At 64.6% G+C, this 12,498-nt stretch carries 14 protein-coding genes; 4 read left to right on the top strand and 10 right to left on the bottom strand.

The window, feature by feature from the left end; all coding sequences use genetic code 11:
* The first annotated feature begins 94 nt into the window (after positions 1-94).
* A complete protein-coding gene (locus U1763_RS11225) occupies positions 95-493 on the top strand; it encodes a DUF1842 domain-containing protein (RefSeq protein ID WP_132739091.1) in 399 nt (132 codons plus the stop codon).
* 2 nt (positions 494-495) lie between these two features.
* On the opposite strand, the gene map is transcribed toward U1763_RS11225, so the two are convergent.
* Complete coding sequence (map, locus tag U1763_RS11220; RefSeq protein WP_056486061.1) at positions 496-1,323, bottom strand: type I methionyl aminopeptidase; 828 nt, start codon at positions 1,321-1,323, stop codon at positions 496-498.
* A 51-nt stretch (positions 1,324-1,374) separates the two neighbouring features.
* Between map and U1763_RS11215 the strand changes: the two genes are divergently transcribed.
* Positions 1,375-2,133, top strand: coding sequence for a competence/damage-inducible protein A (locus U1763_RS11215; protein ID WP_332755277.1), 759 nt, complete (start codon positions 1,375-1,377; stop codon positions 2,131-2,133).
* A gap of 126 nt (positions 2,134-2,259) precedes the next feature.
* On the opposite strand, the gene U1763_RS11210 is transcribed toward U1763_RS11215, so the two are convergent.
* The 3 genes from U1763_RS11210 to U1763_RS11200 form a co-directional block, all read right to left on the bottom strand.
* Positions 2,260-2,685, bottom strand: a complete 426-nt coding sequence (locus tag U1763_RS11210; protein ID WP_332755276.1) for an HIRAN domain-containing protein — start codon at positions 2,683-2,685, stop codon at positions 2,260-2,262.
* A 150-nt stretch (positions 2,686-2,835) separates the two neighbouring features.
* Positions 2,836-3,057, bottom strand: a complete 222-nt coding sequence (locus U1763_RS11205) for a hypothetical protein (protein WP_207894160.1) — start codon at positions 3,055-3,057, stop codon at positions 2,836-2,838.
* Between the two features lie 219 nt (positions 3,058-3,276).
* Entirely contained in the window at positions 3,277-4,065 is a 789-nt protein-coding gene (locus tag U1763_RS11200; RefSeq protein ID WP_132739621.1) for a metallophosphoesterase family protein, read from the bottom strand.
* 158 nt (positions 4,066-4,223) lie between these two features.
* On the opposite strand from U1763_RS11200, the gene U1763_RS11195 reads away from it, so the two are divergent.
* Positions 4,224-5,216, top strand: coding sequence for a M48 family metallopeptidase (locus U1763_RS11195; protein ID WP_165886530.1), 993 nt, complete (start codon positions 4,224-4,226; stop codon positions 5,214-5,216).
* Here U1763_RS11195 and wecC read toward each other — a convergent pair.
* Together wecC and wecB are read right to left on the bottom strand one after the other, a co-directional pair.
* A complete protein-coding gene (gene wecC, locus U1763_RS11190; RefSeq protein WP_332755275.1) occupies positions 5,173-6,483 on the bottom strand; it encodes a UDP-N-acetyl-D-mannosamine dehydrogenase in 1,311 nt (436 codons plus the stop codon). The two genes, U1763_RS11195 and wecC, sit on opposite strands and share 44 nt — an antisense overlap.
* Entirely contained in the window at positions 6,467-7,654 is a 1,188-nt protein-coding gene (gene wecB / locus U1763_RS11185) for a non-hydrolyzing UDP-N-acetylglucosamine 2-epimerase (protein WP_332755274.1), read from the bottom strand. Before wecB ends, wecC begins: the two co-directional genes overlap by 17 nt.
* A 145-nt stretch (positions 7,655-7,799) precedes the next feature.
* On the opposite strand from wecB, the gene galU reads away from it, so the two are divergent.
* Positions 7,800-8,672 (top strand): UTP--glucose-1-phosphate uridylyltransferase GalU, encoded by an 873-nt coding sequence (gene galU / locus U1763_RS11180; protein ID WP_132739070.1) that lies wholly within the window; start codon positions 7,800-7,802, stop codon positions 8,670-8,672.
* Positions 8,673-8,758: 86 nt separating this feature from the next.
* On the opposite strand, the gene U1763_RS11175 is transcribed toward galU, so the two are convergent.
* The 4 genes from U1763_RS11175 to U1763_RS11160 all read right to left on the bottom strand — a co-directional run bounded on the left by U1763_RS11175 (position 8,759) and on the right by U1763_RS11160 (position 12,379).
* Positions 8,759-9,028 (bottom strand): hypothetical protein, encoded by a 270-nt coding sequence (locus U1763_RS11175; RefSeq protein ID WP_332755273.1) that lies wholly within the window; start codon positions 9,026-9,028, stop codon positions 8,759-8,761.
* A gap of 209 nt (positions 9,029-9,237) precedes the next feature.
* Positions 9,238-9,765 carry a molybdenum cofactor biosynthesis protein B gene (gene moaB, locus U1763_RS11170; protein WP_132739064.1) on the bottom strand — a complete coding sequence of 176 codons (528 nt, stop codon included), beginning with the start codon at positions 9,763-9,765 and terminating at the stop codon, positions 9,238-9,240.
* A gap of 5 nt (positions 9,766-9,770) precedes the next feature.
* Positions 9,771-11,642, bottom strand: coding sequence for a lytic transglycosylase domain-containing protein (locus U1763_RS11165; RefSeq protein ID WP_332755272.1), 1,872 nt, complete (start codon positions 11,640-11,642; stop codon positions 9,771-9,773).
* Positions 11,639-12,379 carry a uracil-DNA glycosylase gene (locus U1763_RS11160; RefSeq protein ID WP_332755271.1) on the bottom strand — a complete coding sequence of 247 codons (741 nt, stop codon included), beginning with the start codon at positions 12,377-12,379 and terminating at the stop codon, positions 11,639-11,641. The genes U1763_RS11165 and U1763_RS11160 overlap by 4 nt, the downstream gene beginning before the upstream one ends.
* Between the last annotated feature and the right edge of the window lie 119 nt (positions 12,380-12,498).

Below are 12,498 nucleotides of genomic sequence, written 5' to 3'. Positions count from 1 at the left end.
CGGTTCGATTCGGACCCAATCCCGCTGGACTCGGCAGTCTTCGTATGTGGAACTCCAATAGCGGATCAGCATAGATCCTCAGGAGGAAATATTCATGACCGAGGCAGTCGGATATTATATAGTAAAGCTGGACGTTAAGCATGGCGGGTTTGCCGGTGCGCCAACGCTTCATCTCGATCTGGGTGTGAATGCCGTGACCGGGCAAGTCTCCGGCTCGGCACAGATCACGCAGGCATTACCGCCACCCTATGGAACGACGATCATCCCGTATGTTACCGGTGCGATCCTTCACACCGGGTTCGGGCAGGACACCCTGCTCGTGCACCTGACCGGGCAGTATATCGTGTCGGTACCGCCACCAGCGATCGGCTCCTATCTCGCGCACTTCAGTGTAGCGCTCGCGGTAGCCAAGGACTGGAACGGCAAGGGATCGTTCGAATATAACGGCCACGTCATCACCGACTGCACGGTGAAGAACGTCTCCACCGGCTGATCCTATACGTAAGGCGGCTGCGTGTAGCCCTTGGGGCTGAGCGTGAAGATCTCGCAGCCGTCTTCCGTAATGCCGATCGAGTGCTCGAACTGCGCGGACAGCGAGCGATCGCGCGTAACGGCCGTCCAGCCATCGTCGAGCAGCTTCACGTCGGGGCGACCGATGTTGATCATCGGCTCGATCGTGAAGATCATGCCCGGACGCAGTTCGGGGCCGGTACCGGGCTTGCCGACATGGACGACTTCGGGGGCGTCGTGGAACAGTCGGCCAACGCCGTGGCCGCAGAAATCGCGGACCACGCCGTAGCGGTGCTTCTCGGCATGGCGCTGGATCGCGTTGGCAACGTCGCCCATGCGGTTGCCGGGCTTGGCGTGCTCGATGCCGATCATCAGGCATTCGTAGGTGACTTCGACCAAGCGGCGCGCCTTGATCGGCACGTCGCCGATCAAGTACATTCGGCTCGTGTCGCCGTGCCAGCCGTCCAACAAAGGCGTGACGTCGACGTTGACGATGTCGCCCGATTTCAGCGTCTTCTCGCTGGGGATGCCGTGGCAGACGACATGGTTGATCGAGATGCAGACACTGTGCGTATAGCCGCGATAGCCGAGCGTCGCGGGCACGCCGCCGCCGGCGACGATGAAGTCGTAGATCAGCCGGTCGATCTCGGCCGTGGTCACGCCCGGCACCATGTGCGGCACGATCATGTCGAGCGTCTCGGCGGCGAGCCTGCCCGCCTTCATCATGCCTTCGAAGGCGGCGGGGCCGTGGAGCTTGATGGCGCCGGTGCGCGCGTCGGGCTGGTCCGAGGTGACGGTTACATATTCGGTCATATCGCGCGATATAGCGTGGCGGGCGCGGTTTTGCGAGGCTATGCGAGGGGCATGGTAGAGGAACGCATCTGGACGGCCGCGCTGACGATCATCGGCGACGAGATCCTGTCGGGCCGCACGCAAGACAAGAACGTCGCGCAGATCGCGGCCTGGCTCAACGTGCAGGGCATCCGCCTCGCCGAGGTGCGCGTGGTCGCCGACAAGACCGAGGCGATCGTCGAGGCGGTCAACATTTTGCGCGCGCGCAACGATTACCTGTTCACGACCGGCGGGATCGGGCCGACTCACGACGACATCACGGTGGACGCGATCGCCGAGGCGCTCGGCGTTGCGGTCGAGCATCATCCGCGTGCGATGGCGGTGCTCGAGGAATATTATGCGACGCGCGGCGGGTTGACCGAAGCGCGCGCGAGGATGGCGCGGGTGCCGGTCGGCGCGGACCTGATCGACAACAAGGTGTCGGGCGCGCCGGGGATCAGGATTGGCAACATCTTCATCATGGCGGGCGTGCCGCATATCACCGCGGGGATGCTAGACGCGCTGACCGGAACGCTCGAGGGCGGCCGCCCGGTTGTGTCGAAGACGATCGGCTGCTGGGTCGCGGAGAGCGAGGTCGCCGACATCCTGCGCGACGCCGAGAAGGCGCTCGAGGGCGTCGCGATCGGCAGCTATCCGTTCTTCCGCGATGGGAAGACGGGCGCGAACTTCGTGGTGCGGAGTTCGGACGAGGCGCTGGTCGACCGCTGCCTCGCCGACCTGACGCGCGATCTCGAAGCGACCGGGCGAGTGGTTACTGCACAGGGGATTTAAGGCGATTGGTGATCCTCCCCCGCCAGGGGGAGGTGGCGCGTAGCGACGGAGGGGGCGACGACCTCTGTTGTGTGCCCCCTCCGTCCGGCAAGTACCAGATATCTCCGCGGGGGGAGGATCAGGAGTTCACGCCCCCCACTCCGGGCCTTCGGGATCAGGATAGAACGCGTCCGGATCGAAGGGCGCGGCGCGACTGCGTGACCGGGCCGCGAGCTCTCCTTCCACAAGATCCGGTAGCGTCGGCGCACCGTCGCCGAAGCGGATCCGGACATAGCCCATGCTGCCGACCAGCGCCTGGAACACGACGACGTGCTCTTCCTGTTGCATTCGCCGGCCGATCAGCGGAGCGCGTTCGGCGGAGAGATAGCCCATCTGGACGCCGCGTACGCTGAACACCGCGACCGCGTTGGCGTCGTGCGGGTTCTTGGGTTCGCGCCGCAGATCGATCGGTTCGCCGGGGATGCAGAGCAGCAACTCCATCCGCCGGTTGCTCTTGCTGCGATCCGTGTTGGCGAAGTCGATGCCGACCACGCCGAGCGTCAGTTCGTCCATCGCGCGAATCTCCCAGCCTCGATGCATGACGCCTTGGCGCACTCAGCCTGGGTGTACAGCGCGGTATCGCAAATCGTCAGGCAGCAATGGACCATAGACAAAAAAATAGCGGCCCGAAGACCGCTATTTCCTTCAACGAAGTCGTTAGACTTAGTTGCTGTCCGAGTTGTCGTCGTTGTCTGCAACGATGACGATCCCGGCTACGACTGCTGCCGCTGCCAGGATTGCGACGATAACGCCGCCGCCTGCCAGCTCGTTCTTGTCAGCCGAAACCGAACCCGAACGAACCGGCTGGCTTGCCGGTGCTGCCATGGCCGGAGCAACTGCCATCGTGGCTGCTGCTGCGGTCAGGATGTACTTCCCAAGACGCATGATGAACTCCCTTTGTGCTCGTCGCCCCGCAATTGGCACGAAACCAACCGCAAGGCAACCGCGGTAACTGGTACGAAACCGAAGTGTCCCGTACTGTTGCGGCAGTGCAACATGCATCTGCCTTCCGGTGTGCATAGCCGTTGCCGAAGGTCGGAGAAAGGGGCGTATCGCCCTCGTTGCCGTAAATTTCCGCCAAAACGACAGGCGCTTCGCCAGAAGCTAGGACGGCGCATCGGGGGCACGCCACCCCGTCGTCTGCACCTGCCACGTTTCGCCGCCTTCCAAACCCAGTGCGGTCAGCTTGCCGGACGCGTACGCACCCGTATCGACGCCGATCCGATGGTTCCTATGCTCGACGTCGTCCGTCATCGTATGACCATGAACGATGATCTTCTCGAGCTTGTTTCGGTGATCGAGAAACGGATCGCGGATCCATCGGAGATCGGAAGGCCGCTGCCGATCCAGCGGCGCGTCGGGGCGCACACCAGCGTGCACGAACGCGTAATCGCCGATCACGATCATGTCCTCGAACGCGCTCATGAAGTCGCGGTGCTCCGGAGGGACGAGGTCGCCGAGGCGCTGGACGAGTTCTTCATAATCCAGCCGTTCATATTCGGCGGCGTCCATGCCGTAGCTCAACATGGTCTCGCGTCCGCCGATCCGGCAAAACAAGCGCAGCGCCTTGGGTTCGCCGTCGAGCGCCCCGAGAAAGATTTCCTCGTGATTCCCGAGTAGAAACCGCACCGTCCCGCGGGTCTCGGCCAAGCCACGCAAGCGCTCGACCACGGCAGCGGACGCCGGACCACGATCGACGATGTCGCCGAGGAAGATCAGCGTTGTATCGGCGGGCCCGCGTTGGGCATCGTCCGTATCGATCAGCGCAATCAGTTCGTCGAGCAGATCGACGCAGCCATGAATGTCGCCAACGGCATAGATCCGCTGCCCTTCTGGCACAAAGGATGTGGGGGCTTTTGCGGCGGTACGCGACTTGAAAAGCTTGGAAATCATGATGCCGACAATGTGTGGAGGACGGTATCGAACGGCAATACCGGGAAAGCGCCGCGCATACGGGGTAACGCGTCGGGTCGCAACATACGCTCGCCGATCCGTTGGCCATCATATGGTGGAGGCATGACGTGTCGGGCGAACGCGGCTATTGCCCGATCATGACCCTCATCACCCGGCTGATGCCGCTTCTCCTGCTGACCGCGGCGGCGCCTGCCAAGGAGCCCCCTCTCGCACCTGCATTTTTTGATGCGTTGCGGGTTGCGGATCTCCGCCTGGCGACGATCGCCTATCGCCTGACGACGGCCAATGCGCCGCTTTGCGACAGGCTACAGCCACAGATCGGCATGCCAATTCATGCGCTTAGCCAATATGCCCCGGCGGCACGCGCGACCGCGACGGCGGTCTTTGGATTCGAATCGCTGATCGGCGTCGAGGCGGTGGTGGCGGGTGCGCCGGCGGATCGTGCAGGTATTGCCGCGAACGATTCGCTGGTCGCGATCGGCGAGACTGCGCTGCCCGGACTACCGGCCGCGAACGCGCCGGAGAATGCCGCGGCTCGGGATCGCGCCGAGGCGGCGATCGCCGAGGCTCCGCTGCGGCAGCCGCTGCGCCTGACCGTGCTGCGCAAGGGGCAGCGTCACGCGATCGCCGTGACTCCGGTCGCAGGCTGCCGATCGCGCTTCGAGATTCTGCTCGGCAGCGGTCTCGATGCCAGCGCAGACGGTTCGGTGGTCCAGATCGGCGAGCGCTTCTTCGAAGGCTATACCGATGCCGAGATCGCGGTCGTCGTCTCGCACGAACTCGCGCACAACATCCTGCGTCACCGGAGTCGGCTCGACGCGGCGAAGATCAATCGTGGATTGCTGGCTGAGCTCGGTCGCAATGGCCGCCTCATCCGCGAAACCGAGGATCAGGCCGACCTGCTCGGAATCTATCTGCTCGCCAATGCCGGGTTCGACCCGATGTCCGCGCCGAAATTCTGGCGGGACAAGGGGGGCGCGGTCGATGGCGGACTTTTTCGCAGCCGTACGCATGCCTCGTCCAAGGCGCGCGCCAACGCGCTCGAAGCCGTCGCGCAGGCGATCGCGGCCAACCCGGTCCGGCCGATCATCCCGCCGGTCGTCGCGACGCGGGACGTGCCGTTGCGCTGACGATCGATCGCGGCTGGTCGGGCCAGATCCCGCGCGTGTCGAGCACCGCCTTGTCGGCGCGCTCCTCGAGCGGAATCGATTTGAAGACGTCGTGATCGACCAGCACGACCATGATCGGGCAGGTCTCGATCGCGGTATCGACGTCGATCAAGGTCGCACCGGTAGCGGCAAGCGCTGCGGGCAGGGTCCTGGCATAGGGCTCGACGATCCGGACGCGGTCGCCAAAGGCGTCCGCGACGGCTTGCGCGACTTTCAGCGCAGGGCTTTCTCGGAAATCGTCGATGTTCGCTTTGAAGGCGAGGCCGAGGCACGCCACCGGCGCGCCGGGCATCGATTCTACCAATGCCGCCACCTGCGCGATGACGTGGTCGGTTTTGCCGTCGTTTACCTCGCGTGCGGTCCGGATCAGCGGGGTCTGGTCGGGGGCGGCGTGGACGAGGAACCAGGGATCGACCGCGATGCAATGCCCGCCGACGCCCGGCCCCGGCTGAAGGATGTTCACGCGCGGATGGCGATTGGCGAGACGGATCACCTCCCACACATCGACCCCCATCGTGTCGGCGATCAGTGACAATTCGTTGGCAAAGGCGATGTTGACGTCGCGAAACGCATTCTCCGTCAACTTCGTCATTTCGGCCGCCCGTGCGGTGGTGGTGACGCACGCGCCACGGACGAAGCGCCGGTAGAAGGTGAGAGCTTTGCGCGCGCAGCGTGGCGTAATCCCGCCGATGACGCGATCATTGTCGATCAATTCGACCAGGATGCGGCCGGGCAGGACCCGCTCGGGGCAATAGGCGATCGCGATATCCGCCTGTTCGCCGGCGCGGCCGGGAACGCGGATGTCGGGACGCAACGTCGCCAGCAGATCGCGGACCTGTTCGGTGGTGCCGACCGGCGAGGTCGATTCGAGGATGATCGTGTCACCCGGTTTCAGCACGCCGGCGATCGTCGTCGCGGCATTCAGGACATAGCCGATGTCGGGTGCATGATCGTCGTCGAACGGCGTTGGTACCGCAATGACGAACACGTCCGCGGGTTCGATCGTCGTCGAGGCGCGCAGCGTTCCCCGCGCGACGACGCCGGAGACGAGCCCATCGAGATCGACCTCCTCGATATGCACGCGCCCCGAGTTGATCGTCTCGACCACCGATTCGGTTACGTCGACGCCGAGTACGCGCGCGCCGGTGCGCGCGATCACCGCAGCAGTCGGGAGCCCGATATAGCCCAGGCCCATGACGACGACGGTGAGTTCAGTCTCGGTCAGCATGCGTGTCCTGTCCCTTTGCCATCTCGGATGCGTCTCCGAGAACGATCCCCGGCGCGATGAAGTTCGTGACGATGGCGGCGATACGCGCGGCGGCGTGGCCGTCGCCGAACGGATTGTGCGCACGCGCCATCGTCGCATACGCGGCCTTGTCGTCGAGCAGCGTGAAGATTTCGGCAACGATTCGCGTCTCGTCGGTTCCGATCAGACGGGCCGTGCCGGCGGCGACGCCTTCGGGCCGTTCGGTCGTCTCGCGCATCACCAGCACCGGTTTGCCCAGCGCGGGCGCCTCTTCCTGTACGCCGCCCGAATCGGTCAGCACGATGTCGGCCATGCCGAGCGCCCGGACGAAATGCGGGTAATCGAGCGGCTCGATCCGGGCGACGTTCGCGCGATCGCCGAGAATTTCGTCCATCACCGAAACGACGTTGGGGTTGGGGTGGACCGGGAAGAGAACGGCGACGTCGTCGCGTTCCGCGATCCGTCCGATCGCGCGGGCGATCGCCGCCATCCCGTCACCGAAATTCTCGCGGCGGTGCGTCGTCACCAGGACGATCCGCTTTCCCGCAAAGCGTGCGGCAATCGCGTCCAGCCCGGCGGCGAGCGATGGGTCGGCGGCGACCTTGGCGCTGGTCCAGTGCAGCGCGTCGATCACGGTGTTGCCGGTGACGTGGATCGTGTTGGGCGCGATCGTCTCGCGGCGCAACGCCTCGGCCGACGTCTCGGTCGGTGCGAGATGCAGCGCGGCGATCGGTGCGACGATCCGGCGGTTCACTTCCTCTGGCCAGGGGTGGTAGATATCGCCTGAGCGCAAGCCGGCCTCGACATGCGCGACCGGGACCTTGCGGTAATAGGCGGCAAGCGCACCGGTCATCGCGGTGGCCGTGTCGCCCTGGACGATGACGAGGTCGGGTCGTTCAGCGTCCATCACCTCGCCGATCCCCGTCAGCAGCCGCGCGGTCAGGCGATCGAGCGACTGGCCGGGCTCCATCAGATCGAGGTCGATATCGGGCGCGAGATCGGCGATCGCCAACACCTGATCAAGCAACCCGCGATGCTGCGCCGTGACGCAGGTGCGCACCGACAGGCTCTGGTCTTCAGCCAAGGCACGGATAACCGGGAAGAGTTTGATCGCTTCGGGACGCGTGCCGAATATGACGAGAATTTTGGACATGGAACCTTCGTAGCGCATCGCGTTTAATGACGCGCTAACCGGCCGTGACGTTTGATCGATTGGTCAGCCCGATTTGCACTGATCCGTAACGACCGATAAACACGCCGGAAAGATTGCCGATCCGACTATAATCCTGGAGTTCAGAATGACTATAAAGCCACTGCGCAAGGCTGTATTTCCGGTGGCTGGACTTGGCACCCGCTTTTTGCCCGCCACGAAGGCGATGCCGAAAGAAATGCTGACCGTCGTCGACAAGCCGCTGATTCAATATGCGGTAGAGGAAGCCCTTGAGGCTGGTATCGAGCAGATCATCTTCGTGACCGGCCGCGGAAAGGGTGCGCTCGAAGATCATTTCGATATTTCGTACGAGCTTGAGGATACGATGCGCGCGCGCGGCAAGTCGCTCGATGCGATCAGCCATATTCGGATGAAGCCGGGTTCGCCGGTCTATGTCCGCCAGCAGGAGCCGCTTGGCCTTGGCCATGCGGTATGGTGCGCGCGCGAGATCGTCGGTGACGAGCCGTTTGCGGTGCTGCTCCCCGACGAACTCATGGTCGGCAAGCCTGGCTTCATGAAGCAGATGGTCGAGGCGTATAATAAGGTCGGCGGCAACGTCATCGGTGCGCTCGAAGTGCCTGATTCGGAAACCGACAAATACGGCATCATCTCGCCGGGCGCGATCGACGGCCGACTGACCGAAGTCACCGCGCTGGTCGAGAAGCCCAAGCAGGGCACCGCGCCGTCGAACCTGATGATTCCCGGCCGCTACATCCTCCAGCCCGAGGTGATGCGGATCCTGGAGACGCAGGAGAAGGGCGCGGGTGGCGAGATCCAGCTGACCGACGCGATGGCGCAGCTGATCGGCAACCAGCCGTTCCACGGCTTCACCTTCGATGGCCAGCGCTACGATTGCGGCGACAAGGGCGGGTATATCCAGGCCAATCTGGCGATCGCCCTGTCGCGCGACGATATCGGCCCGGGTGTCCGTGCGTTTGCCGAGCGTTTGCTGGCGAACTGATCCCGCCGATACGCCTAGCGCGGGTCTAGCATCGTGCGATCCTCCCCCCTGGCGGGGGAGGATCCTCGAGCCCGCACCGTAACGTATCACTTCAGCGCGATGATAGTTTCCGAAGGCGTCGCCGCCACCATCGTGGTCTTCGGCATGTCGAGCCCCGCGGCGCTCCACTGCGCCGCCGTCTTGCACGTTCTGTTCTGAAGGTGGCTGCCGGTGACGGCCGGATCGGTCACGCAATATTTCTGCATCTTCGCATCGTATTTCAGCTTCGTCGTCGGCTGCGACCCGGCCGCGAGGCTCGGCGCGGCGGTGACGAGAACGGCGGCGGCGATGAAGCTGTTCAGGATGAGCGATGGCATGATGGCGTCCTTCGGATCGTTGGTGTCGCAACCCGATCGGGTTACAGGACGACCAATGCACCGAGTGTGCCAGTTTACTAATACGGTGCTACACGAGGTGTAACTCGTTGAATTTGCGAGGCGTTTCGCGATTGCCGTGTCGCGCTACGGAAATGACCGCTCTGTGCGCCGTACCATGATCTGGCGTGCCGTACGGGACATTGGCGCTTTCAGCGTTCCAGCAACCGCGGCATCAGCTCGACGAAGTTGCAGGGCCGGTGGCGGCTGTCGAGCTGGTCGCGCAGGATGCCGTCCCAACCGTCCTTCACCGCCCCGGTCGAGCCCGGCAGCGCGAAGATATACGTGCCATGCGACACGCAGGCGCACGCGCGCGACTGGACCGTCGACGTGCCGATCGTCTGGTAGCTGAGCATGCGGAAGAGTTCGCCGAAGCCGGGAATCATCTTCTCGGCGACCTGCTCCACGGCCTCGGGCGTCACGTCACGCCCCGTCACGCCGGTGCCGCCGGTGGTTATGATGCAATCGATCTCGGGATCACCGATCCAGGCGTGGAGACGCGAGACGATCGTCTCGACATCGTCTTTCTCGATCCGGCGATCGGCGAGCACGTGTCCGGCTTCGGTCAGCCGCGCGACCAGTGTATCGCCCGAGCGATCCTCGGCAAGGCCGCGCGTGTCCGACACGGTCAGCACGGCAATCCGCACCGGTAGGAACGTCCGGCTTTCGTCGATCGGCATGAAACTCAGTCCGCGCGCGTGACGGTGGTGGACTGCGGCCCGACGCTGGCATTCACTGCGACGGTAGCGTTCAAGGGCGCCGTGCTGGCACGGTATTGCGTATATGGCTTGGCAGCCATCCGCACTGCGGTCGCGCCGGGCAGGCCGGGGAAGCGCGGCCACATGCCCTGCGCCAGTGCATTACGGCTGACCGACGCCTTCTTGCCGCCCTGTGCCTCGTACATCCAGTAGTTGCGCAGCACGGTTGTGACGTAACCGCGCGTCTCCCAGTACGGGATGCTCTCGATATACATCAGCGGATCGCCGTTATCATGGACGATCGCGTTCCAGTCGCCGACCGGGCGCGGCCCCGCGTTATACGCCGCGATCACCTTGGGCAGCAGGCCCCCGGTCACGCCCGCCATATCGCGCAGCCGCTCCAGATGGCGCTGGCCGATGTCCATGTTGGTCGATGGCTTGGTCAGCGCCTTCATGTCGATCGAGGTGCCACGCTCGCGCGCGAAATCTGTCGCGGCGGCGGGCATGATCTGCATCAGGCCATACGCGCCGGCCGGGCTCTTCACGGTGTTGCGGAACCGCGATTCCTCGAGCGTGTGCGCGTAGACCAGCGCCTTGTCGATGTGCCAGCCGCTGTCCGGCGTCCAGTTCGGCGTCGGATAGCGCGCCTCGGCAGTCGACGTGACCCCTTGCGGACAATTATGCGCAAGGAAGACGGTGGTCGCGGGCAGGCTCAGCGCTTCGGAGATACGGACCAGATTGCCGAATTCGCGCGGGTCGCCGATCTTGGCCTGCTGACGGATAACGGTATCGGCCAGGTCGGTCTCGCCGACCTCGACCAGCGCTGCGGCGACGCGGACGTTCGGACGCTTGCCGACCACTTGCCAGTCGCTTGCGACCAGTCCGCCGACCGAATTGCCCTTGTCCTTCATCGCGAGCTGCTGGCGCGCGAGCTGGCCATAAAAGCTCTCGCTGAACTGCGCCGCCGCCTTTAGGCGACCCTCGATCTTGTCGGGACGCGAGCACACCATGTCGGCACGCGACGCCCAATACAAAGCCGCCGCACGCAGATCGACGTCGCCCGCACGCGCTGCGACGCCCTCGAACCCGCTCTCGGCATTCGCACAATCATTCTGCCGCCACGCCGACAGTGCATTGACCCAGCGGCCCTGGACCGCCCAGTCGCCGACGCCGTCCTGCGCCTTGGTCGCCATGACCCGCGCGTTCACATCGTCGCCTTGCAAGAAATAGATCCACGCGATCTTCTGCTGCCATTCGGTCAGCGCCTCCGGGGTAAGACCGGGCGTGCTCTCCAACAGGGACTGCGCTTCGCGGCCCATATCGGCCTTGACGTAAGGCTGCATTTTCAGCGCGAGATCGGCGGCGATCATGTCGCCCTTCAGGCTCTTCGCGCGGACGCGACGCGGCGCGCCGTCCTGCCAGATCAGTCGCTGTGCGACCGGCAAGGGGGGCAGGCCAACCGCACCGCGCATCGACGCGAGCCGCGCAATCTGCTCGGCCTCGGGCAGCTCGAGCGCTTCGTTGAGCAGCGCGACCAGCGGCTCCATCTCGACCCTGGGCGATCCCTTCGCCGTATACATTTCGGCGCGCGCGATCGCGTGCAGCGGGCCGGGCTTCATCGTGTCGAGCTGGATCTGCGCGTCGGTCCACTTGCCGTCGCGGATCGCCGCGAACACCGTCTTGTACGCCTCGCGCTGGCCCGCATCGAGCTGGTCGGGGATCTGCTCCAGCGTCGGCGCGCCGACCAACTTCGTCGTCCCGAGCCGGGCGTCGCCGCTAGGCTCGCCGGCTACGGTCGCTGCCAGAGCTGGGAAGGGAAGGGCGCTCAGCCCCAGAACGATAGCTAGAGTCCGAATCATCTCACACCCTCTTGCGTCTGTCCGCGCATCAGCATCTGCAAATCCTTCCAGGCCTCGGCCTTGGCCGCCGGCTTCTCGATCAGGAACCGCGGATGAAAGCTCGCGACTACGCTCGTTTCTCCGGTCTTATGGTTAAACCCGTGTAAACGCCCGCGCGCCGCCTGTAATTCCGTCCCGAGGATCGCACGGCTCGCCGCATTGCCCAGCAGAAGCAACTGCTTGGGGGCGACCAGGCCGATGTGATGCTTGGCGATTTCCGCGAGCCGCTCCTCGACTTCGCTCTGGATCCGCCCCGCGGTCGGCCGCTTGGCGCAGACCGCCGCAAGGTGCACTTCGTCACGCGTCAGACCGATCGCCGCAAGCATCTTGTCGAGCAACCGTCCAGAAGCGCCACTCAGCAACGCACCCGCATCTCCGTCGTCGCGGTCCGGGCAATCGACAAGCACCATGACCGTAGCGTCAGCGGGGCCCACGGCCGACAGCGAAACCCCGCTCCAGTCCGCCTCGGGAACCTCCGCACCACTTCGCCAGTTGAGGAAGTCGGCCAGCAAATGCGGCATCGCAGACGGTGCCACGGCCGGTGCGGCAGGCGCCACGGCGGGCACGACAAGCGGTTCAGGCGCCGCAAACCAGTCGCGCGGCGCGTCGTCGACCAGCATGTCGACACCAGCCTCGTGCCACCAGTCGAGCGCACTCGCCGCAGCATTTCGCCAGTCGATGGTTTGGTCCGCCCCCACGCGGTAACCTATGCTGCACGGTTGACGTGGCGGTCAACTCGCGCAATCGCCATATTGGATAAGACGGTGCCGGCCCGAGCCCGAACGAAGGGCAGGGGCGGATAGACTGGGCTAGAGGG

Origin of the sequence: Sphingomonas sorbitolis (genome assembly GCF_036663875.1) — a bacterium.
Classification (GTDB): Bacteria; Pseudomonadota; Alphaproteobacteria; order Sphingomonadales; family Sphingomonadaceae; genus Sphingomonas.
Note: the sequence above shows the minus strand (reverse complement) of the source record. Positions and strands in the feature narration are given on the sequence as shown.